General features: G+C 65.7%; 19 protein-coding genes and 2 other RNA genes. 19 read left to right on the plus strand and 2 right to left on the minus strand.

Annotation, left to right across the window (positions count from 1 at the left end; genetic code table 11):
* Positions 1–64 precede the first annotated feature (64 nt).
* The 7 genes from ACCQ05_RS01450 to ACCQ05_RS01480 all read left to right on the plus strand — a co-directional run bounded on the left by ACCQ05_RS01450 (position 65) and on the right by ACCQ05_RS01480 (position 7,945).
* Positions 65–700: a vWA domain-containing protein gene (locus ACCQ05_RS01450; protein WP_104540701.1), complete on the plus strand. Its 636-nt coding sequence runs from the start codon at positions 65–67 to the stop codon at positions 698–700.
* A 48-nt stretch (positions 701–748) separates the two neighbouring features.
* Positions 749–1,804 (plus strand): TerY-C metal binding domain-containing protein, encoded by a 1,056-nt coding sequence (locus ACCQ05_RS01455; RefSeq protein WP_104540702.1) that lies wholly within the window; start codon positions 749–751, stop codon positions 1,802–1,804.
* A gap of 486 nt (positions 1,805–2,290) precedes the next feature.
* Positions 2,291–3,706: a PP2C family serine/threonine-protein phosphatase gene (locus ACCQ05_RS01460; protein ID WP_372392710.1), complete on the plus strand. Its 1,416-nt coding sequence runs from the start codon at positions 2,291–2,293 to the stop codon at positions 3,704–3,706.
* Positions 3,703–5,235: a helix-hairpin-helix domain-containing protein gene (locus ACCQ05_RS01465; protein WP_228961284.1), complete on the plus strand. Its 1,533-nt coding sequence runs from the start codon at positions 3,703–3,705 to the stop codon at positions 5,233–5,235. The genes ACCQ05_RS01460 and ACCQ05_RS01465 overlap by 4 nt, the downstream gene beginning before the upstream one ends.
* Positions 5,236–5,332: 97 nt before the next feature.
* Positions 5,333–6,547 carry a TerD family protein gene (locus ACCQ05_RS01470; protein WP_372392711.1) on the plus strand — a complete coding sequence of 405 codons (1,215 nt, stop codon included), beginning with the start codon at positions 5,333–5,335 and terminating at the stop codon, positions 6,545–6,547.
* A gap of 111 nt (positions 6,548–6,658) precedes the next feature.
* Complete coding sequence (locus tag ACCQ05_RS01475; protein WP_104540706.1) at positions 6,659–7,237, plus strand: TerD family protein; 579 nt, start codon at positions 6,659–6,661, stop codon at positions 7,235–7,237.
* Positions 7,238–7,363: 126 nt separating this feature from the next.
* A complete protein-coding gene (locus ACCQ05_RS01480) occupies positions 7,364–7,945 on the plus strand; it encodes a TerD family protein (protein ID WP_228961282.1) in 582 nt (193 codons plus the stop codon).
* A gap of 46 nt (positions 7,946–7,991) precedes the next feature.
* Here ACCQ05_RS01480 and ACCQ05_RS01485 read toward each other — a convergent pair.
* Positions 7,992–8,065: non-coding RNA, sX9 sRNA (locus tag ACCQ05_RS01485), on the minus strand.
* Between the two features lie 111 nt (positions 8,066–8,176).
* On the opposite strand from ACCQ05_RS01485, the gene ACCQ05_RS01490 reads away from it, so the two are divergent.
* The 12 genes from ACCQ05_RS01490 to ACCQ05_RS01545 all read left to right on the plus strand — a co-directional run bounded on the left by ACCQ05_RS01490 (position 8,177) and on the right by ACCQ05_RS01545 (position 19,778).
* Positions 8,177–9,235, plus strand: coding sequence for an ATP-grasp domain-containing protein (locus ACCQ05_RS01490; RefSeq protein ID WP_228961281.1), 1,059 nt, complete (start codon positions 8,177–8,179; stop codon positions 9,233–9,235).
* Positions 9,232–10,401, plus strand: a complete 1,170-nt coding sequence (locus tag ACCQ05_RS01495) for a phosphoribosyltransferase domain-containing protein (RefSeq protein WP_372392712.1) — start codon at positions 9,232–9,234, stop codon at positions 10,399–10,401. Before ACCQ05_RS01490 ends, ACCQ05_RS01495 begins: the two co-directional genes overlap by 4 nt.
* Positions 10,402–11,157 (plus strand): HAD family hydrolase, encoded by a 756-nt coding sequence (locus ACCQ05_RS01500; protein ID WP_228961279.1) that lies wholly within the window; start codon positions 10,402–10,404, stop codon positions 11,155–11,157.
* Positions 11,154–12,251, plus strand: a complete 1,098-nt coding sequence (locus tag ACCQ05_RS01505; protein WP_228961278.1) for a cysteine protease StiP domain-containing protein — start codon at positions 11,154–11,156, stop codon at positions 12,249–12,251. The genes ACCQ05_RS01500 and ACCQ05_RS01505 overlap by 4 nt, the downstream gene beginning before the upstream one ends.
* A complete protein-coding gene (locus tag ACCQ05_RS01510) occupies positions 12,244–13,119 on the plus strand; it encodes an HpcH/HpaI aldolase/citrate lyase family protein (RefSeq protein WP_104540712.1) in 876 nt (291 codons plus the stop codon). The genes ACCQ05_RS01505 and ACCQ05_RS01510 overlap by 8 nt, the downstream gene beginning before the upstream one ends.
* A gap of 920 nt (positions 13,120–14,039) precedes the next feature.
* Positions 14,040–16,550 carry a ribonucleoside-diphosphate reductase subunit alpha gene (locus ACCQ05_RS01515; protein WP_228961277.1) on the plus strand — a complete coding sequence of 837 codons (2,511 nt, stop codon included), beginning with the start codon at positions 14,040–14,042 and terminating at the stop codon, positions 16,548–16,550.
* A 166-nt stretch (positions 16,551–16,716) separates the two neighbouring features.
* On the plus strand, positions 16,717–17,760 hold the full coding sequence (locus ACCQ05_RS01520; RefSeq protein WP_104540714.1) for a ribonucleotide-diphosphate reductase subunit beta: 1,044 nt from the start codon (positions 16,717–16,719) through the stop codon (positions 17,758–17,760).
* A 169-nt stretch (positions 17,761–17,929) separates the two neighbouring features.
* On the plus strand, positions 17,930–18,412 hold the full coding sequence (locus tag ACCQ05_RS01525; RefSeq protein ID WP_372392713.1) for a flavodoxin: 483 nt from the start codon (positions 17,930–17,932) through the stop codon (positions 18,410–18,412).
* The gene (locus ACCQ05_RS01530) at positions 18,384–18,710 is read left to right on the plus strand and encodes a thioredoxin family protein (protein ID WP_104540716.1); all 327 of its coding nucleotides are present in this window, start codon (positions 18,384–18,386) and stop codon (positions 18,708–18,710) included. The genes ACCQ05_RS01525 and ACCQ05_RS01530 overlap by 29 nt, the downstream gene beginning before the upstream one ends.
* A 37-nt stretch (positions 18,711–18,747) precedes the next feature.
* The gene (locus ACCQ05_RS01535; protein ID WP_372392714.1) at positions 18,748–19,200 is read left to right on the plus strand and encodes a hypothetical protein; all 453 of its coding nucleotides are present in this window, start codon (positions 18,748–18,750) and stop codon (positions 19,198–19,200) included.
* Between the two features lie 37 nt (positions 19,201–19,237).
* Complete coding sequence (locus tag ACCQ05_RS01540) at positions 19,238–19,639, plus strand: acyl-CoA thioesterase (RefSeq protein ID WP_228961272.1); 402 nt, start codon at positions 19,238–19,240, stop codon at positions 19,637–19,639.
* Positions 19,640–19,701: 62 nt separating this feature from the next.
* A non-coding RNA gene (locus ACCQ05_RS01545) (sX9 sRNA) lies at positions 19,702–19,778 on the plus strand.
* A 4-nt stretch (positions 19,779–19,782) separates the two neighbouring features.
* Here the strand turns inward: ACCQ05_RS01545 and ACCQ05_RS01550 are convergent.
* Positions 19,783–20,793 (minus strand): pectate lyase family protein, encoded by a 1,011-nt coding sequence (locus tag ACCQ05_RS01550; RefSeq protein WP_372392715.1) that lies wholly within the window; start codon positions 20,791–20,793, stop codon positions 19,783–19,785.
* Positions 20,794–21,048 lie beyond the last annotated feature (255 nt).

A 21,048-nucleotide genomic window follows, 5' to 3' on the forward strand; every position in this document is an offset into this window, starting at 1 on the left:
GGCGTGGCCGCTGGCGCGCCGATCCGGTTCCTTCTTCCGCAGTTTCCCTCGACCAGGTGAGCTCATGCGTCGTTTGCCCGTCTATCTGCTTCTCGATACCTCCGGTTCCATGCGCGGCGAGCCGATCGCGGCGGTCAACGTTGGCCTGCGCGCCCTGGTGACCTCGTTGCGGCAGGATCCGTCGGCGTTGGAGAGCGTGCATATCTGTCTGATGACCTTCGATGCGGACGTGAAGACGATCCTGCCGCTGACCCCGTTGGACCAGCTGCAATTGCCCGAGATCACCACGCCGGAGTCCGGTCCCACCATGCTCGGAAAGGCCTTGCAGCACGTCTGCGAACGGGTGGACCTGGAAGTGCGTCGTTCCAGCGAAGACGCCAAAGGCGACTGGGCGCCGCTGCTGTTCGTGATGACCGATGGCAGCCCCACCGATCTGCAGGTGTTCGAGGAGCAGATCCCCGAACTGCGCAAGCGCAACTTCGCCAACATCATCGCCTGCGCGGCCGGCCCCAAGGCCAAGTCGACCTATCTGTCGATGTTCACCGCCAACGTGTTCGCGCTGGATACGCTGGACAGCGCCTCGTTCACCAGTTTCTTCAAGTGGGTGTCGGCGGCCGTCAGCGGCGGCAGCCGCAGCCAGGGCACGCCGGAAGGCACGGCGCTGCCGCCGCCGCCGAGCGAAATCCAGCTGGTGCTGTAACCCATCGCCATCACCGAGTGAGCCGCTGTCTTCGTCCAGGAGTCTGAGATGCGTCGCCTTCCGATCTATTTCCTGCTCGATGTCTCCGAGTCGATGATCGGGGAGAACCTGTATCGGCTGGAAGAAGGGCTGGCCCATATCGTGGCGACGCTGCGCACCGATCCGCACGCGCTGGAAACGGCCTGGATTTCCATCATCGCCTTTGCCGGGCAGGTGCGGCGGCTGTTGCCGCTGACCGAACTGACCAGCGTGGTGGTGCCCAGCCTGCCGGCGGGCGGCGGCACCTCGCTGGGCCGGGCGATGAACTACCTGATGGACGAGGTGGATGCCTCGGTGCACCGCAATAGTGCCGAGCGCAAGGGCGACTGGAAGCCGATCGCGTTCCTGATCACCGATGGCAAGCCCACCGACGATATCGCCCCGGCGCTGTCGCGCTGGCAGCAGCAGTATGCAAGGCGCGTGTCGCTGGTGGCGGTGTCGATCGGGCGCAATGCCGACCTGGGCGTGCTCAATCAGTTCACCGATGCCGACAAGGTACTGACCCTGGATGACAGCAGTGACGGCGCGTTCCAGCGCTTCATCGCCTGGGTCACGCAGTCGGTGCAGGCGCGCAGCCGCAGCGTGGGCGATGTGTCCAAGGAAGAGCAGCTGCCGGACGCGGATGTGTCGATCCTGAAGAAGCTCAACCTGGATAAACCACTCGAGCGCGTGGACGAGTCCAACGCGTATTTCGTCTCCAAGTGCCAGCGCAGCGAGTTGCCGTATATCTCGCGCTACGAGCCGATGCACCAATCCTTCGATGTCGGCAGCGCGCAGCTCAGTGCAACGACCTACCGGCTGGTGGGGTGCTATCCGGTCAGGAACGATTATTTCGAGATGTCCTCGGAAGCGCCGAACTTCGCCACGGTGGAGTCGGACCAGATCTTCGGCACGCCCAGTTGCCCGCACTGCGGCAACCGGATCGGATTTGCGATGTGTTCCTGCGGCAACACCTTCTGCGTTCCCGGCGAAGGGGAGCAGACCTGCCCGTGGTGCAAGCAGCGCGCCTACTTCGGCTGTTTTGCCGATGGAGAATCGGTGGAGATTTCGCGTGCGCGGGGCTGAGTGATGCCGCCACTGCCCCCACCGGCGCCGCCTGCGCAGGCGCAGGCCCACGCCGCCCTGGCCGAGTTGCTGGGCAGCTATCTGCGCCAGCACGGCGTTGTACCGGAGCCGGCCCGGCTCCGGCACCTGCTGCAGGAAGCGCCGGTGCTGGAATTGCTGCATTGGCTCGATGCCACCGCATCGCGCCTGGCGTCGCCGCTCGGCGAGGCATCGGCCTCCCCGCCGGAGCCGGGCGCTATGCCAGCCGCGACGGCGGCATCCATTGCACGCGACGCTTCAGCAATGGCGCCAACCGCATCCCGACCAGGCGATGTAGTTCCGGTGGAGTCATCAGCATCCAGTGCAGGCGACGTGGTACAGGTGGAGCCAGCGACATCCAGTCCAGGCGAGGCGGTACCGGTGGAGCCAACGACATCCGGCCCAGGCGACGCACTGCTGGAGGAGTCGCCGGCATCCAGTCCAGGCGAGGCGGCGAATGCGGAGCCAATGACATCCAATCCAGGCGACGCAACGCAGGCGGAGCCAGCAGCATCCGGCCCAGCCGATACGGTGCCGGTCTCTCCTTCAACATCGGGCAGCGCGGTCGAACATGCAGCGAGCACGGCATCCTCCGTTGCGACCGACGCGGCGCTGTTTGTAGCGCCTGCCTCGAGCGCGCCCGCAACGGCGCTGCGCTGGCGTTTTGCCAATGCCACCGCAGGGAGCGCGTATGTCGGGCAGACCGCGCCTGTCAGCGATCCGCAGCGTCCGGCGCAGTTGTACCGCCTGATCGCCGTGGAAGGGCTGCAGGGAAGCGGCCTGCGGTTCGATGCGGCCAGCGGCGTGCTCTCCGGCGTGCCCAGCGCAGCCACCGCAACCGGCGAAGAGATGCATTTTGCCGCAGGCTTCCTGCCGCTCGATGCGGCGGCCGACGCCCCGTTGCAGGCCGGCGTGGCCAGCCTGCTGGTCAATCCGGACCCGCGCGCGCTGTGGAAGCAACGCGAGCCCGATGCCGCCCTGGGCCTGCGCAAACCGCATACCGCAACGGCGCACGCGCGGATCGACGGTGCCTACGCGATCGCTGCCAGCGTGCGCGGGCGCTCGCATGCCAATACCGGCAGCTTCCGCGAAGACGACCTCGCCATTGCCACCGATCGCGACGCCCGCTGGCTGGTCTGCGCGGTGGCCGATGGCGCCGGATCGGCACCGCTGTCGCGACGCGGCTCGGAGTTGCTGACCCGGCACGTCGTCGCCACGCTGGCGGCGCATCTGGAGGGCGTCGAATTCTGGGCGCGCCAGCAGGGGCTGCAGTGGCAGCACCACGCCGACCTGCTGCCGCGGCTGCAACCGCGCTTGCTGGACGCGATGCAGGCCAGCCTGGCATCGGCCAGCCAGGCCTTGCTGGGCCACGCCAGCCTGCTTGGCGTCGACGAAGGTGCGCTGGCCTCGACCCTGATGCTGACGGCGGTGCGCCCCTGCGGCGCGCAGTCGCTGGTGCTGAGTTACTGGATCGGCGATGGCGCGGCGGCCACTTACGATGTCGACTCCGGCGCCCTGCAATTGCTGGGGCAGGCCGACGCCGGCGAGTACTCCGGGCAGACCCGGTTCTTTCTTTCCGGTGCATTGGCCGGCGATACGCCGGCGGCCGTGCAGGCGCGCATGCGCTGCGTGTGGCTGCCTGCCGGTGCCAGGGTGATCCTGATGAGCGATGGCGTGTCCGATCCCAAGTTCGGTACCGAGCGCGCCTTGCAGGATCCGGCGCACTGGCAGCGGTGGTGGCAGGCCGATATCGCGCCGCCGCTATCGGCCGTGCAGGACGTCGCGGCCCTGCCGCAGGCGTTGGTGGAGTATCTGGGCTTCTGGTACCCGGGCGAACACGACGATCGCACCTTGCTGATACTCCAGACCGAGTGCGCACCATGACCGCTGCCATCGTCCGCACCACGGCCCACGATGGCAGCACGGTCGAGTTCTACGATCAGCTGCGTGGCAGCGGCGGGTTGAAGGACTGCTATTTCAGCGTGGATGGCCGCTATGTGGTGCTGTTCTTCCGCCAGCCCCCCGATGCCAATGTGCGCGAGCGCATCGCCAATATCGTTGGGCGCTTTCGCGAGGGCATCTTCAACCAGGTGGGCGGCGAGTACTGGAGCGGCATGTTCTGCTGGCCGCAACGCACCCTGGAATGGAACGGCCGCTTCGGCCTGGTCGCGCCGATGTATGCGCGGCACTTCTTCTTCGAGCACGGCTCGCGCAACGGCGATGCGCTGCAGATCGCCGGGCGCGAGAAGGAAGGCAAATGGTTCGCCTCGGCCAACAACCGCAGCAAGTACCTGGATCCGCGCGAGCTGGGCAACTGGGCCAGCCATCTGCGTATCTGCTTGTTGATCGCGCGCGCGGTGCGCCGCCTGCACATGGCCGGCCTGGCGCATTCGGATCTGTCCTACAAGAACGTGCTGGTCGACCCGGTCGGCGGCAACGCCTGCATCATCGATATCGATGGACTGGTGGTGCCAGGAAAATATCCGCCGGATGTGGTGGGTACGCCGGACTTCATCGCGCCGGAGGTCGTGGCCACCGCCAGCCTGCCCAAGCACGATCCGCAGCGGCGCCTGCCGTCGATCCAGACCGACCTGCATGCGCTGGCCACGCTGATCTACATGTATCTGCTCTACCGCCATCCGCTGCGCGGCGGGAAGGTGCACGACGCCGATGCCACGCGCGACGAAGAACTGGCGATGGGCGAGCGCGCGCTGTTCGTGGAAGATCCGCACGATGCCTCCAACCGGGTGCGGCTGAGCGATGTGCGCAGCAGCGAACTGCCCTGGGCCGATGCCGCCACGCGCCCGTACACCCTGACCGGCCCCTACCTGGCACCGCTGTTCCTGCGCGCATTCACCACCGGCCTGCGCGATCCGCAGCAACGCCCGCAGGCCTCGGAATGGGAAGATGCGCTGGTACGCACGGTCGATTTGCTGCAGCCTTGCAGCAATGCCCGCTGCGAGCAGGGCTGGTACGTCTTCGACAATACCTCGCGGCCGCGTTGCCCGTTCTGCGCAACGCCGTATCCCAATGCGCTGCCGGTGCTGGACCTGTATTTCTCCACGCACACGCCGGGCCAGTTTCGCCCGGAAAACCATCGCCTGGTGGTCTACACCGGGCAGTCGTTGTTTCCCTGGCACGTCAATCGCCATGTCGCGCCCAACGAGAAGCTGGCCGTCGAGCAGCGGCGACGGGTGGGCTACTTCGTGTTGCACGAGGGCCATTGGTATCTGGTCAACGAGGCGATGCCCGAGCTCTACGACGCCACCGCCGGCGCCCTGGTGCCGATCGGTGAAAAAGTGGAGCTCAGCCAGGGACGGCAACTGCTGCTGTCGCGTGCGGAGGGCGGGCGTCTGGTCCATGTGCAACTGGTGCTGCCCGATGCAGGCAGCGGCGCCGTTGCGGTTGACTAGACCTGCAGGGCAGGTCACTCTTTCGACCTGCTGATCGCAGGCCGGTTGCGCCAATGCCGCCGTGCAGCGCAGATGGGCCAGGCCAGGGACAGGGGCAGTGACGACTCTACAGATCGGACAAAACATAGCCCTGGAGGGCGACCGCCTCGACGCACAGATCACGCTGACGGGTGTGCCTTCCGGCATGGAGTTGGATGTCAGTGCCTTCGTGCTGGGCGCCCAGGGCCAGGTCCTGGATGACGGCGCATTCGTGTTCTATGGGCAGCCCAGCTTTCAGGCCGGCGCGGTCACCGTCGATGCCAGGGCGCGGCGGGTCGGCATGCAGCTGTCGGCGTTGCCGGCGCAGGCCCAGCGGGTGGCTGTGGCGATCACCATCGATCAGGGCATGCGCCGGGCGCAGCGCTTCGGGCAGCTGCAGCAGCTGACGTTGGCCGTGACCGCCGGCAGCCAGAGCTGCAGCTTCGCCCCACCGCTGGTAGGCATGGCAGAGACCGCGTTGATCCTTGCCGAGGTCTACCGGCGCAACGGGCAGTGGAAGCTGCGCGCGGTGGGGCAGGGATTTACCGGCGGGCTCGGCCCGCTGGCCAGGCATTTTGGCGTGGAGGTGGATGACGATCCGGACGCGGCCACGGCCACGGCCGCGCCGCCGCCGCCACCCATCCCTGCCGTCCCGCCGCCGGTTCCTGCACCGCCGCCGCCGCCGCCTGCTGCTCCGCCACCGGCGCCGTCGGTCAACCTGTCCAAGATCGTGTTGGAAAAGTCCAAGCCGGTCGCGCTGGAGAAGGCCTCCGGCAAGTTCGGCGAGATCGTGGTCAACCTGCGCTGGAGTCGCGGTGGCGGGATGTTCTCGCGCGCCATCGATCTGGACCTGGGCGCCATGGTGGAACTGCAGGACGGCAACAAGACCGTCGTCCAGGCGCTCGGTGGGAATTTCGGCAGCCTGGTGCAGATGCCGTACGTCAAGCTGATGGACGACGATCGCAGCGGCAGCTCTGGCCAGGGCGAATTCCTGCACCTCAATGGCGACGAATGGGCGCGCATCAAGCGCGTGCTGATCTTCGCCTTCATCTACGAGGGCGTTCCCAACTGGTCCAATGCCAATGGCGTGGTGACCATCCGCACACCGGGCCAGCCCGAGCTGGAGGCGCGCCTGGACAGCCCCAACAATCGCGACGGTATGTGCGCCATCGCCATGCTGGAAAACAGCAACGGCGCCATTCGTGCAACCAAACAGGTGGACTATTTCACCGGGCACGACACCATGGACATGCGGTTCGGCTTTGGATTCGAGTGGAGAGCCGCTCGCAAATAGCCTGCGTGCCGTGTCTGGCGGGCGCTGCCATCGGCCTGCACACGATCAATTGCGTTTCCCGGGAGCCGCAAGGTTCCGATTCTTACCCCGCAACAATCTAAGGAGTGCAGTATGGGCGTCAGTCTTTCCAAGGGCGGTAATGTCAATCTCAGCAAGGAAGCACCTGGCCTGAGCGAGGTCGTCGTGGGTCTGGGTTGGGATCCGCGTGCCACCGACGGCAGCGAATTCGACCTGGATGCCAGCGCGTTCCTGCTCAAGCCGGACGGCAAGGTGCCGGACGACAGCAGCTTCATCTTCTACAACAACAAGACCTCCGCCGATGGCTCGGTCGTGCACCAGGGCGACAACCGGTCCGGCGCGGGCGACGGCGACGACGAGCAGATCGCGGTCTCGCTCAACGGCGTGCCGGCGGCGGTGGACAAGATCTCGTTCGCGGTGACCATCCACGAGGCCGAAGGCCGTCGCCAGTCGTTCGGCATGGTGGGCAACGCGTACATCCGCGTCGTCAACAAGGCCGACAACAAGGAACTGGCGCGCTACGACCTGACCGAAGACGGCTCCACCGAGACGGCGATGATCTTCGGCGAGCTGTACCGCAACGGTGCCGACTGGAAGTTCCGCGCCGTCGGCCAGGGCTTCAAGGGTGGCCTGGGCCCGCTGGCCGCCAACTACGGCGTCAACATCGGCTGATGCCGGCACGGCCGCTGCCTGTGCGCAGCGGCCATCGAGCGTGATCAACAGTGGCCGCCCGGATGCCCATTCGCGCGGCCACCTTCACACCGGGCCTGGCCCGGTGACGACTCAAGGAGAGTGTGGATGAGCGTTAGTTTGAGCAAGGGACAGCGGATCTCGCTGAGCAAGGAAGCCGGCACACAGTTGACCAAGGTGGTCATGGGGCTGGGGTGGGATGCCAAGAAGACCAAGGGCTTCTTCGGATTCGGCCAGCGCGACCAATCGATCGACCTGGACGCCTCGTGCCTGATGTTCAACGATGCCAATCAGCTGGTGGACCAGATCTGGTTCCAGCAATTGAATTCTCGCGACGGCAGCGTCCGGCACACCGGCGACAACCGCACCGGCGACGGCGATGGCGACGACGAGCAGATCGTCGTGCAGCTGGACAAGATTCCCACCGGCGTCAAGAGCCTGGTCTTCATCGTCAACAGCTTCACCGGCCAGAGTTTTGCGGAAATCGAAAACGCGTTCTGCCGGTTGGTCGATGCCAACGGCAACAAGGAAGTCGCACGCTACAACCTGTCGTGCCAGGGCAACCACACCGCCCAGCTGATGGCCAAGCTGTATCGCCACGACAACGACTGGAAGTTGCACGCCATCGGCGAATCCTGCTCCGGCCGCACGTTCCACGACATGCTGCCGGTCATCAACGGCCAGTTGTAATCGTTCAGGACGGTCGCCGCGTCTGCGGCGCCGTCCTTCCTGGAGCGGCGAACACTGCGTCGCGAGCGGTCGTGTGGGTGCGGACGGCGCACTCGGAGCCGGCGTGTATGCGTGGTCCATGCCGATTCCAAGTACCGACCGCGCCCGCCCTGGTGGTGAGCGCAGTCGTGTTGTCAGCTGTTCTTCGTCGGCGCCATGCGCGGGGCCGTAATCCATCTTTCGAGTATCCGTATGTCACTTCCCCACGCGCGCGTCTGGTTCAACCGGCACTACGCGACCATTGCCCGCATCATCGATCATCTGCGCGGCGAAGCCGAGCCGTTGCCGATCTGGACCTGCGTGTCGCATCGGCAGGAAAACTTCCGCGGTTTTGCCCGTGCCGACCATGCCTTGCTCGAACCGGCGGGCCTGAGCCCGGAGGCGTACCTGCAGTGGTGCTACCAGGTGGTGCAACAGCTGCAGATCACCCACCTGGTGCCCGGCTACGAGCAGAGCCTGCTGACCAGCCACCGCGCCGAGTTCGCGGCGCTGGGCTGCCAGATCGTGCACGCCGCGCCTGCGGACATCCTGCCCAACCTGCATCACAAGCAATGGGTGTACGCGGCGGTCGCCGGACTGGTGCCGCTGCCGGACTATCGTTACGTCACCACGCTGCAACAGGCGGTGGAGGCGATCGCGCAGCTGGGCGTCGATGGCGCGGTCTGCGTCAAGCCCACCGTGTCGGTGTACGGCAAGGGCTTCTATCGGCTGGTGGAGGGGATCGAGCCGAGTACCTATGCCTGCAGCGCGCAGGAATGGATCGGCCGGATGGAACGCCTGCCCGAGTTCGAACCGCATCTGGTCATGCGCTATCTGCCCGGCGTGGAGTACAGCGTGGACATCGCCGCGCGCGATGGCGACGTGCTGGCCTGCGTGGTGCGCCAGAAGGATCCCAACAGCAAGGTGCAGCAGCTGTCCATGCGCGCGGACCTGGTTGGCTATGCCACGGCGATGGTGAAGCGCTTCGGCGCCAACGGGCTGATCAACGTGCAGTTCAAGGACGACATCGATGGCGCGCCGATGTTGCTGGAGATCAATCCGCGTGCGGCCGGCGGGATCGGCATGAGCTGCATGTCCGGGATCAATCTTCCGCATGTGGCGTATCGCGCCTGCATCTTTCCCGAGTTGCCGGTACAGATTCCGACACCGCGGCTGGGCATTCGCGTCACCGAGATCTCGCTGGCGGTTGAGTTGCCGGACGCGCAGCCCTTGCCTGGCACGGTGATGCCGCAGGTTGCGGTCGACGCATGAGCACGCTGCAGGTGAGCTTGCCCACCGGCACCTTGTACTGTGCCGGGCAACCGGGCAATACGCGCGCGCTGACCGATCTTTGCGGCTTCGGCGCGCGGCGCAATCCCAAGCGCGGCTTCGTGTTCGTCTCCAAGGTGCTGGGCAAGCACTGGCCCGCTTCCCCGGCGACGATGGCGCAGCTGCAGGCGGAGCTGGCGGCGCAGATTCCGCTGCCGGCCGGTGAGATGGTCCTGTTCGTGGCGATGGCCGAAACCGCCACCGGTCTGGGCCACGGCGTGTTCGAAGCGTTCCTGCAACGCGACGGCAGCCAGGCGCTGTTGCTGCAGACCACGCGCTATCCGCTCGACGGCGCGCAGGTACTGCGCTTCGAGGAAGAACACAGCCATGCCACCCAGCAGTTTCTCTATCTGCCCGAAGCGCCCGCGCTGCGCGCAGCGCTGGAGCGGGTGAGCACGGTGGTGATGGTGGATGACGAGGCGACCTCGGGCCGGACCTTCTTGAACCTGGCGATCGCCCTGCGCAGCGTCTGCCCGCGCCTGCGAGCGCTGTACCCGGTGGTGCTGACCGATTTTTCCGAAGGCCGGGTACAGGCGCTGCTGTCGGCGCTGCCGGGCATCGACGAGGTGGCGCCGCTGTCGCTGTGGTCGGGCACGCACCGCTTCGAGCGTGACCCGGCTGCCGCGCTGGTGCCTGCCCCGGTGGCCTACGCCCCGGTGGCCTGTCGCCGCCAGCATGTGTCTGCCTTTACCGCACGGCTGGGGCTTGCCGCTGCCATCGCGCTACCCGATGCGCTGGTGCAGGCCTGCCACGCGGCGCTGGATGGCCGGCCGGTGCTGGTGATCGGCACCGGCGAATGCATGTATCCGGCACAACGGCTGGCGCAGGCGCTGGAATCGCTGGGTCATGCGGTGGCGGTGCAATCGACCACACGTTCGCCGCTGATGCAGGCCGGCGCCATCGAAGACATCGCCCTGGTGGAAGACGTCTATGGCGAGGGAATCCCCAATTACCTGTACAACCTGACGCGCTCGGCCGGTGCGGTGCGGGTGGTGGTGCACGAAAGTCGCGAGCGCGCGTGCGTGGACCGGTTGCTGCAGCAGCTGCAGGCGATCGAAGTGGATCTTGCGCAGCAGCGGGTCAGCACGCCGATGCAGGCGGTGGCCTAGATGTATCAGGTGGCCCTGGTCGATCTGGACGACACCTTGTTCTCGTCGCTGCGCAAGCAAAAAGATGCGCAGGCGCTGCAGCCGGCGGCGTTGTCGGTCGATGGTGGCGTGGTGAGCTATACCTCGCCGCGTCAGCGCGCGTTCGCGCAGTGGTTACAACGCGCCGACCTGGTGGTCCCGGTGACGGCACGCACCCTCGACACCTTCGCGCGCGTGCTGCTGCGCTTCGACGGGCCGGCGATCGTGGCCCATGGTGCCACCATCGTCGATGCGCAGCGGCAGGTCGATCCGGTGTGGGCGGCCACGGTGCACGCCCGCATGCAGACCGAGTTACCGGCGTTACAGCAACTGCAGCAGGCCTTGTCGGCCCAGTTCGGCGCCGCGCTGGAGGTCAGCATCGCCGGCGCACCGCAACAGCCGGCCTATCTGGTGGCGCGCGAGCCATCGCGCGACGAACAGGTGGTGCGAAGGATTTCCGATGAGGTCATCGCGCCGTGGGTGGCGCAGCATCCCGGCTATACCCATCACGTCAACGGCCGCAATCTGGCGGTGCTGCCGCCGTGCGTGGACAAGCGGCTGGCGGTGGCCTACCTGCTGGAATCGCTGCGCCGCCAGCATGGCGAGCTGTTCGTGGTCGGTGCCGGCGACAGCATCACCGACCTGCCGTTCCTGTCGCTGTGCGATGTGGCGATCCTGCCCACCGGCTCGCAGGCCTGGGCGCAGCTGCGCACGCACGCGCACGAGCCCTGCGCATGACCTTGGCCGGATTCTCGGGCAGTTATGCGCCCGGCGATGTGACTTTTCTGCTGACGCAGATCCAGGTCGCGCCGATGCAGGATCTGCAGGAAAAAGAGCGCCTGATCCAGGCCGGCCACGCGCATTATTCGGAAATGCTGACGCCGGAGCAGGCGCCCGCCCCGGAGTACCTGGCCTTGTTCCGCAGCGCGGTGGCACGCCACATGCCCACGATGGCGCGCGACCTGCTGCAGTTGGCAGGCGTGCTGCGGCAGCGGCATGCGCGGCCGGTGCTAGTATCGCTGGCGCGCGCCGGCACCCCGGTCGGGGTAGCCTTGCGGCAGGTGTTGGCCAGCCGCTGGGGCATGGACGTGCCGCATTATTCGATCTCGATCCTGCGTGGTCGCGGCATCGACACCGTGGCGCTGGCGCACCTGTGCGCGCAGTACGATCCGGCATCGCTGGTCTTTGTCGATGGCTGGACCGGCAAGGGCGCGATCACCGCCGAGCTGCGCGCCTCGGTTGCCGCGTTCAACGATGCGCATGGCACCCAGGTCTCGCCGGATCTGTTCGTGCTGGTGGATCTGGCCGGCTGCAGCGCCGGGCATGGCTCGGTCGAGGACTACCTGATTCCGTCGGCCATCCTCAATGCGACCGTCTCGGGTCTGGTCAGCCGCACCGTGCTCAATGCCAGCATCGCCTCCGACCAGTTCCACGGCTGCGTGTTCTACCAGGACCTGCGTACGGCCGACATGTCGCAATGGTTCGTGGCGCAATTGCGGCAGGCGGCCGCAGCGCTGCCCGCGCCCACGCATGCCGACCCGCATGCCCAGCGCAGCCAGCGTGCCGCCGCCGCGCAGCGGTGCAGCGACAGCCTGCAGCAGTTGCGCGACGCATTCGCGGTGCGCGATACCCATTGCCTGAAAGTGGGCATCGGCGAGACCACCCGGGCGATGCTGCGCCGCGCGCCGCGTGCGCTGTGCCTGCAGCGGCCCGACGATGCCGATACCGCTCATCTGCGGTGGCTGGCGCAGACCCGCGGTATTGACGTACACATTCTCTCCAGCCTGCCATTGAAGGCAGCTGCGGTCATCAAGGATCTATGCCATGTCTGACGCCTATCGGTTGGGTGCCTCGCTGTATGTGCCCGCGACCAACGACAATCTTTCCGAGGTCCTTTCCGGGCGCCAGTTCCCGCAGGCGCGCTCGCTGATCGCCTGCACCGAGGACGCGGTGTCTTCCACCGACCTGCCGCATGCGATGAGCCATATCCGGCGCACCCTGCCGACCCTGCCACCGCGATCGCACGGCCCGCTGCGCTTCATCCGCCCGCGCAACGCCGAGGTGCTGGGGCAGCTGCTGGCCATGCACGACATCGACCGCGTGCACGGCTTCGTGCTGCCCAAGATCGATACCGACACGCTGGCCGCCTACGAGCGGCAGCTGGCCGACCACGACTTCTGCATCATGCCCACCCTGGAAACGCCGCAGGCGCTGGACCCGCTGGGCCAGCGCGAGATCCGCGCCTGCCTGCAGGGCAGCCCGCTGAGCTCGCGGGTGCTGGCGGTGCGTATCGGCGGCAACGACCTGCTGAGCATGCTGGCGATGAAGCGGGTGCGCGGCACCACCATCTACGACACCCCGGTGGGCCTGGTCATCCAGCAGCTGGTGCTGGCGTTCCGCCCGTACGGGTTCCAGCTCACCGCGCCGGTCTACGACTTCTTCGACGACCCGCAGACCCTGCGGCGCGAGCTGGCCATCGACACCGCGATGGGGCTGGTCGGCAAGACCGCCATCCATCCGATGCAGATCCCGGTGATCGAGGAGGGGCTGCGGGTCAGCGACGAAGACCTGCGTGCCGCGCGCGAAGTGCTCGGCGCCACCACGGCGGTGTTCAAGTCCAATGGCGGCATGGTCGAGAAGGCCGTCCACACGCGCTGGGCGCAGGCCATCATCGCCCGGCAGGCGATCGTGGCGCTCTGAGGGGCGCCGCTGGCTAAAGGGCAGCCGCTGGCGTTCTGGCCGGCGGTGGGATGGCCATGGCCGCGCGTCGGGGCGACAGGTGCCCGATCCTGATCACGATTGCCGCTCGTGGGTGGCGCAAGGCGATCAGATCCACCTCATGGGTCGCCTGCCGCGTGGGCACGACGATGCGCCTCGCCTGACGGCGTGCCGCCGACCCTGCCATGCATCGGGGATCTTTCCGGGTGTGCCGCCGGCTGGCACACACCTGGGGGCACTGCTGGCCGGCTGGCGCTCCGCCTCTTCGCCCCGCGGCGCGCGCGCGCCGTAGAGACGCCGCAAGTGCGCCGCCTGGCCAACGGATGCCAAAAAGCAGGTGCGTGCCCAGCAGCAAAAAGCGTGATCGATACCACTGTTGGCGTGGACGCGAGGTGAGCGCGTCATCGGGTTGGGGAGCCTCCCGACTTGACCTGCGCAGTCGGATTCGTCCCGCGACCGGCGCGTACGACCGCTCGTCCGAGCAGCCCTTTGTGGCGCAAGGCCTGCAGCCGTTCTGGCACATTTGGTGTTGACCCCCCGGTGACACCCCACTATCTTGGGGTTCGGTGGTGACCGCCCCCCAAGCGGCACACAACGGACGTGGGGAAATGCGCAAACCCTTGCCTTGCCCACGGCATCGTCTCTTCAGGACCTGAACGCGCAGCGGCATGCTGCGAGCGTGGCCAGGCGGACGATGGCAGCGTGTCCCCACCGACCACCGCGCGACAGCACACCGCGTGGTGGCGGCCGTGGTGTTTTCCGAAAAGATCGGTAGGTGATGTCGATGCCGCCGCAGGCCATGGCCTGCGTGTCTGGCGTCCTGTCCCACCAGCCTTGTCGGCAGGCGCTCACGGCCGAAACCCGTCCCCGAGCGGGTTCGTGTGCCTACGCATGGAGGACGCATGACCACCAACGACACCCTTTCCGCGATCGCCGCAGGTACCGCAACACCGACCAGCGTTCCGAGCAGCGCTCCCGCCAGTGTGGTTGCGCCCGCCTGCGGTGCGCCGGAAATGACCGACCCGTCGGATATCGTGCCGCCTCCCCGCCAAGCCATTGCAATGCACGCACAGACCATCGAAGAACAAAACGTCTCCACCTGGATCACCAAGGAAGCGGGCAACCGCAGGATTCCGTTCGAGCCGCAGCGCCTGGAGCGCGCCATCGACCAGATCCATGCCGAATTCCCGCAGCTGGACGTGGCCGACTACAAGCGCTCGGTGTTCGGGTTCGTCGAGCGCAAGGACAGCGTCAACGCCGACGACCTGGTCGACCACCTGATCCGCGAGGCCGAGGCCCGCGTCGATCTGACCACCCCGGAGTGGGAGCACTTCGCTGCGCGCCTGTACCTGCGCCGCCTGTACAAGCGTGCCAGCCGCAACCGCTTCTACGACGCCAGCCAGAAGTACGGCTCGTTCGTGGGCCTGCAGGAGAGCCTGGCCGACCGCAATGTCTATTCCAACGACATCCTGCGCCGTTATTCCAAGGACGAACTGATCGAAGCCGGCCAGATGATCGAGCCCGAGCGCGACAAGCTGTTCGCCTATAACGGCCTGTACCTGCTGGCCACCCGCTACCTGGCCACCGACAGCTCGCGCGGCGTGTTCGAACTGCCGCAGGAGCGCTGGCTGACGATTGCGCTGTACCTGATGCAGGACGAGATCGGCACCGGCAAGGGCAGCCGCGAGCGCCGCATGCAGCTGGTGGGCGAGGCCTACTGGGCGCTGTCCAACCTGTACATGACCGTGGCCACCCCGACCCTGGCCAATGCCGGCAAGGTCGGCGGGCAGCTTTCGAGTTGCTTCATCGACACCGTCGACGACAGCCTGCAGGGCATCTACGACTCCAACACCGACGTGGCGCGCGTGTCCAAGCACGGCGGCGGCGTGGGCGCCTACCTGGGCTATGTGCGTTCGTCGGGCTCGGCGATCCGCGGCGTGTCCAATTCCTCCGGCGGCGTGGTGCCGTGGATCAAGCAGCTCAACAACACCGCCGTGTCGGTGGACCAGCTGGGCCAGCGCAAGGGCGCCATCGCCGTCTATCTGGACATCTTCCACCGCGACATCGAAGCGTTCCTGGATCTGCGCCTGAACAACGGCGACCAGCGCCTGCGCGCGCACGACGTGTTCACCTCGGTGTGCATCCCGGACCTGTTCATGGAAGCGGTCGAGCGTCGCGGCGACTGGTACCTGTTCGATCCGCACGAGGTGAAGCGGATCAAGGGCTGGTACCTGCAGGACTTCTACGACGAGAAGAAGGGCGATGCCAACGGCAGCTTCCGTCGCAAGTACGAGGAAGTCGTCGCCGACGAGCGCATCACGCGCAAGACCGTCAAGGCGATCGAGATCTTCAAGCGCATCATGGTCAGCCAGCTGGAGACCGGCAATCCGTTCATGTTCTATCGCGATGAGGTCAATCGCAAGAACCCGAACAAGCACGAGGGCATGGTCTATTCGTCCAACCTGTGCACCGAGATCCTGCAGAACATGAGCCCCACGCGGATGATGCAGGAGATCATCAGCGGCAATCAGATCGTCACCACCAAGAAGGCCGGCGATTTCGTGGTGTGCAACCTGTCCTCGATCAACCTGGGTCGTGCGATCACCGTGCAGGCCGACCAGGCCGATCTGCTGGGCGCCGACGTGCTGGAGCGCTTGATCCCGATCCAGGTGCGCATGCTCGACAACGTGATCGATCTGAACCAGCTTCCCGTGCCGCAGGCCACCATCACCAACCAGAAGTACCGGGCGATTGGTCTTGGCACCTTCGGTTGGCATCACCTGCTGGCGCAGAAGAGCATCCACTGGAATGCCAAGGAAGCGGAGGACTACAGCGACGAGCTGTACGAGCGCATCAACTACCTGACCATCCAGGCGAGCATGGAGCTGGCCAAGGAAAAGGGCACCTACAGCGTGTTCCGCGGCAGCGACTGGCACAACGGCGAGTACTTCCGTGCGCGCGACTACAACAGCCCGCAGTGGCTGGAGCTGTCGGCGCAGGTGGCGGTCAACGGCGTGCGCAATGCCTGGATGCTGGCGGTGGCGCCGAACATGAGCACCGCGCAGATCGCCGGTTCCACCGCGTCGATCGACCCGATCTACAGCGCGTTCTACTACGAAGAGAAGAAGGACTTCCGTCGCCCGGTCGCCGCGCCCGGCCTGTCGCTGGAGACCTGGCCGTACTACGAGAAGGGCGCCTACAAGGTCGACCAGTTCGCCAGCGTGCGCCAGAACGCGCGTCGCCAGCGTCACGTGGACCAGTCGATCAGCTTCAACTTCTACGTGCCCAGCACCATCCGTGCGAGCACGTTGCTGGACCTGCACATGACCGCCTGGCGCGAAGGTTTGAAGACCACGTACTACGTGCGTTCCAACGATATCGACATCAGTGAGTGCGAGTGGTGCAGTAGCTAAAGCGCATTCGCGCTTTCGCTTCCACGGTTCGCTGCGCGAACCGTGGACCCTGCTTCATCAGCTCCCACACCCCGCGCCTTCGGCGCGCCCCCTGACTCAGGGGGCTTTGCTCCAGCAGGTATAGCGTCGTCATTGGCGCAATGAAATTTCGAGAAAGAACATGGCCCTGTCCGCAACACCGCTCGACCGCATCAAGATCCTTGAGCCGCGCAACCCGAACCGTTCGACCGGCATCATCAACGGTCAGACCTCCGGCATCCTCAACTGGAACGATATCCCGTACCCGTCGTTCTACCGGGCCTACAAGGAGCTGTCGACCAACTTCTGGATCCCCGACGAGGTGGACATGAAGGGCGACGCGCGCCAGTACCACGAGCTGTCGGCGCGCGAGAAGAACGCCTACGATTCGATCATCGGTTTGCTGGCCACGCTGGACTCGCCGCAGACACGTTTCATCTACAACGTGGCCGAATACATCACCGACCCGGCCGCGCATGCCAATGCCGCCATCATCGGCCAGCAGGAAGTGATCCATAACGAGAGCTACAGCTACGTGCTGGCCTCGATCACCGGCCTGGCCGACCAGAACCGCGTGTTCGAGATCGCGCGCACCCACCCGACCATCATCAAGCGCAATGCGCCGATCATGGGCGCCTACGAAGACTTCATGCGCGAGAAGACGGCCGAAACGCTGATCCGCTCGCTGATCCAGTCCTCGATCCTGGAAGGCATCAACTTCTATTCCGGCTTTGCGTATTTCTACAATCTGGTGCGCCAGAACCGCATGACCGGTACCGGCAAGATCATCAGCTTCATCAACCGCGACGAGCTGGCCCACTCCAAGTTCATCAGCGAGCTGATTCGCGCCATCATCGGCGAGAACCAGGCGCTGCAGGGCGACGAGCTCACCGATTACGTGCACAAGGCCTTCGAACACGCGATCGACCTGGAAACCCAGTGGACCGCCGAAGTGCTGGACGGCATCGACGGCATCGACGTGGACGAGATGATCCGCTACGTGAAGTACCGCGCCAACAAGATGGCCGGCATGCTCGGCATCGAGAAGCTGTACGAAGGCGCCAACGACAACGTGATGCCGTGGATCAAGGCCTACGCCGACAACTTCACCGAGACCAAGACCGATTTCTTCGAGATGCGGAATGCCTCGTACAAGAAGACCAATTCGGATAACGGCTTCGACGATCTGTGAGTAGCCGGGAGTCGGGAGTCGGGATTCGTTGAAGCGCCGGGATTAGGCATTCGAGATTTGGGATTTGTCTCAGTAGCACTGCGCTAAGACAACTCGATTGACGACTTTCAATGACGTACCAGTTGCCGCTTTCGCGAATCCCTAATCCCGACTCCCCAATCTCCGCCACATGAATATCCTGCTCGCCCTGGCATCGTTGAGCGGCAACACGCGTGATGTGGCGCGCAGTGTCGCGCGCCAGTGCGAAGCGGCCGGGCATGTGGTGACCTGGGTGGAAACCGACATGCAGCGGTTGGAACAGGTGCCGCATGCGCCGGGGCAGTACCAGCTGGTGCTGCTCGGCAGCTGGACCGATAACGGCGGGCGTACGCCGGCAGAGATGAAGCGTTTCATCGTCGAATTGGTCGACACGCTGGGCAAGCCGCCGCGCGTTGCCGTGTTCGGCACCGGGGAAACCCAGTGGGGCGAAGAGTATTTCTGCGGTGCGGTGCATCGTATGGCGCGCTTCTTCGACAGCCCGTTTCCCCGTTTGACCATCGAACAGATGCCCCACGGCCAGCGCGATGCGCAGGCCATCGCCGCCTGGACCGACACGGTCCTGGCCCAATGCAAGAACGATCCCAATGCAGACCATTACCGTCACGTCGCCTGAGCACTACACCCAGACCCTGGCTGCGCATCCGCGCGCGCTGGTGGACTTCTACAAGGACAACTGCCCAGGCTGCCGCATGCTCGACATGTCGCTGGACAAGTTCGCCAACAGCGAGGCCGCCAACGGCGTGGCCTTGTTGAAGGTCAAGCTGGAAGTGGTGGGCGAAGAGTTTTTCCGTGCGCTGGGCCTGCGGCAGACGCCGACCCTGGCGTTGTTCAAGGACGGCGCCGAAGTGACGCGTCTGCCGGGCTTCCAGTCGCCGGCGCAGGTCGAAGCGGCGGTCCGCAGCGGGCTGTGATGGACTCGGCCGCCGGCCCGACAGGCAACGGCCAGCGATGAACCCGGTCGTCTCGGTGGTGGCCTGGAGCTTCCTGATCGCCGGGCTGGGCATGTTGGGCGGTGCGGCACTGTTGCCGGATCAGGCGCGCTGGATCCTGTTGTTGCTGGGGGTGGTGTTTGGTGGCGTGGGAGGCGGCATCCTCGGCTATCGCGGATGGCATGCGCGCCGCGCCGCCTGGTTGCGCCAACATGGCACGGTGCTGGAGGCGACCTTCGTGTGCGTGGAACGCAATGCGTCCCTGCAGGTCAACGGCGTGCACCCGTTCCGTATCCTTGCCCATCGTCACGACCGCACGCACAACAGCTTGGCCGAGTATCGCAGCGACAATCTGTGGACGGATCCGCAGCCGTTTCTGGCCGATGGGCAGCCACTGCGCGTGTTCGTCGATCCGCAGCGACCGGCGCGTTATCACATGGACCTGAGTTTCCTGCCGACGCTGCGCAACTGATCGGCCGGCTTTCCTTCCTTCTTCCGGTGCCGCCCTGATGACCAACTCCACCCCCGTCGCACCGACCGAAGCCCGCATGGCCGAGATCGTGTTTCCCAACCACACCAATCACCTGGGCACCCTGTTCGGCGGACAGGCGCTGGCGTGGATGGACAAGGCCGCGTTCCTGGCCGCCTCGCGCTATGCGCGCCGCACCGTGGTGACGGCGCGTTCGGACCAGGTGGATTTCAAGCTGCCGATCCGCCAGGGCCAGATGGTGGAAACCATCGCGCGCGTGGTATCGGTGGGGCGCAGCTCGATCAAGGTGGAAGTGGAGCTGATCGCCGAAGACCTGCTCAGTGGCGCACGCGAGCTGTGCACGCGCGGGCAGTTTGTGATGATCGCGCTCGATGCCGATGGCAAGCCGACCGCAGTGCCGCCGTTACCGGCAGCCGTCTAGGAGCAGCCAGCAAACCGACTGCGCTCACCGCCAAGTGGGCGCGGCCGGTGCCCGGAATCCACATGTACCACTCGTACACTGCGGTTCCGAGCGCGCCGTCCACGCCCGCCTGACGACTGCTCGCTATGGTCTTTCAGCCGCGCTTAGTTGATTTTGCCCACTCCGGCATTCGCGCGTACGGTGCTCGCGGTGCTGGACGCCGAAGCAGGTATCACCAGCGACGCGCTGACCGCGCCGAACGCTGCCAGGGCTTGTTCGTCCAGCGGCCGGTACTTGCTGCCACTGGCGATCTGGTCGTTGGCCACGCATTCCCGACCGAGGTATTGCACGCAGAGGTCGTTACGCGGATCGCTCATGCCGGCGAAGGGTGCAAACGTGTAACCGGGGCCTGGACTGTGCGGATACTGATAGACCGGCAGGCTCACCTTGCTGAAGTAATTGCCTTCCAGCAGCAGTAACGCGGTCGAGGTCAACGGCATCGCGGCGCCCTCCCTGGAGAGGTCTTCGAAATAATTGTTCACCATCTGCGCCAGCACCGAGGCGTTGTTCAGGCCGCCGGCATGCGGTCCACGACCGGAGGTGTGATGCACATAATTGCGTGCGACGGTGATGGTGTCGTGCGCGCCCAGGAACAACCACAGCCAGTAATGCCGATTGTCGCAAGTGGAGGAGGTGGCGGTGCGTCCATCGAATTCGTTGTTGGACAGGGTCACGTGCGAGGCGCTGCCGTAGCCGGTCACCACCATTTGTCGGCCGATGCGCGCAAAGCGGTTGTGGTCCACCCAGACCCCGTCCGCATCGTCGATTGCGAGCGCATCGCCGCCCCAGACCACGCCTGGATTGATGTCGGAAATGGTGATGTTCTGGATGATGACGTTGCTGTTGCCGCCGCCCACGCGTAACCCGCGTCCGGTGATGGCGCCATCGCTGCCCAGACCGATCAGGGTCTTGTTGGAGCCGATCTGCAGGGGCGTGCGTCCAGCGGTATCGAAACTGACCTGCGCCGCGGTGCGGCCCGCGCAATAGTTGGCGACGTTCAGGCCTAGCTGGCTGGTGCCGGTGCTGCAGGTGGTGGCCACGCACCCGGTCGTGGTCGTGGTGGGAGACCCGTTGTTGATCTGCGAGCCGGTGAAGTCGAAGGTTCTGTCCAGCACGATCACCCGCGGGGTGGTGTCAGTGCACTGGTTTGCTTCGAAGCTGCTGCAAAGCGCTTGCTGCAGTTCCAGCAGAGAGCCGGGTCTGACAGCGGGGGCATCACCGCCACCTGTGACGCCGGCGGCGAAACCATCTGGGGTACCGACTGCTTGAGCGCAGGCCTGGTTGGCAAACACAGCTGCCGCCAACGCTAGTGCCGATAGAGCACAACGGAAGGAATGAGAGAGCATGGAGGGCTTCAATGAGAATCCTGC

The sequence above is a fragment of the Xanthomonas sp. NCPPB 3582 genome (genome assembly GCF_041475735.2).
Classification (GTDB): Bacteria; Pseudomonadota; Gammaproteobacteria; order Xanthomonadales; family Xanthomonadaceae; genus Xanthomonas; species Xanthomonas codiaei.

What these genes read in the sequence shown, in the direction of transcription:
- ACCQ05_RS01450 (WP_104540701.1), top strand. Translation starts at nt 65, where the DNA reads ATGCGTCGTTTGCCCGTCTATCTGCTTCTCGATACCTCCGGTTCCATG.
- ACCQ05_RS01455 (WP_104540702.1), top strand. Translation starts at nt 749, where the DNA reads ATGCGTCGCCTTCCGATCTATTTCCTGCTCGATGTCTCCGAGTCGATG.
- ACCQ05_RS01460 (WP_372392710.1), top strand. Translation starts at nt 2,291, where the DNA reads ATGACATCCAATCCAGGCGACGCAACGCAGGCGGAGCCAGCAGCATCC.
- ACCQ05_RS01465 (WP_228961284.1), top strand. Translation starts at nt 3,703, where the DNA reads ATGACCGCTGCCATCGTCCGCACCACGGCCCACGATGGCAGCACGGTC.
- ACCQ05_RS01475 (WP_104540706.1), top strand. Translation starts at nt 6,659, where the DNA reads ATGGGCGTCAGTCTTTCCAAGGGCGGTAATGTCAATCTCAGCAAGGAA.
- ACCQ05_RS01480 (WP_228961282.1), top strand. Translation starts at nt 7,364, where the DNA reads ATGAGCGTTAGTTTGAGCAAGGGACAGCGGATCTCGCTGAGCAAGGAA.
- ACCQ05_RS01490 (WP_228961281.1), top strand. Translation starts at nt 8,177, where the DNA reads ATGTCACTTCCCCACGCGCGCGTCTGGTTCAACCGGCACTACGCGACC.
- ACCQ05_RS01495 (WP_372392712.1), top strand. Translation starts at nt 9,232, where the DNA reads ATGAGCACGCTGCAGGTGAGCTTGCCCACCGGCACCTTGTACTGTGCC.
- ACCQ05_RS01500 (WP_228961279.1), top strand. Translation starts at nt 10,402, where the DNA reads ATGTATCAGGTGGCCCTGGTCGATCTGGACGACACCTTGTTCTCGTCG.
- ACCQ05_RS01505 (WP_228961278.1), top strand. Translation starts at nt 11,154, where the DNA reads ATGACCTTGGCCGGATTCTCGGGCAGTTATGCGCCCGGCGATGTGACT.
- ACCQ05_RS01510 (WP_104540712.1), top strand. Translation starts at nt 12,244, where the DNA reads ATGTCTGACGCCTATCGGTTGGGTGCCTCGCTGTATGTGCCCGCGACC.
- ACCQ05_RS01515 (WP_228961277.1), top strand. Translation starts at nt 14,040, where the DNA reads ATGACCACCAACGACACCCTTTCCGCGATCGCCGCAGGTACCGCAACA.
- ACCQ05_RS01525 (WP_372392713.1), top strand. Translation starts at nt 17,930, where the DNA reads ATGAATATCCTGCTCGCCCTGGCATCGTTGAGCGGCAACACGCGTGAT.
- ACCQ05_RS01530 (WP_104540716.1), top strand. Translation starts at nt 18,384, where the DNA reads ATGCAGACCATTACCGTCACGTCGCCTGAGCACTACACCCAGACCCTG.
- ACCQ05_RS01535 (WP_372392714.1), top strand. Translation starts at nt 18,748, where the DNA reads ATGAACCCGGTCGTCTCGGTGGTGGCCTGGAGCTTCCTGATCGCCGGG.
- ACCQ05_RS01540 (WP_228961272.1), top strand. Translation starts at nt 19,238, where the DNA reads ATGACCAACTCCACCCCCGTCGCACCGACCGAAGCCCGCATGGCCGAG.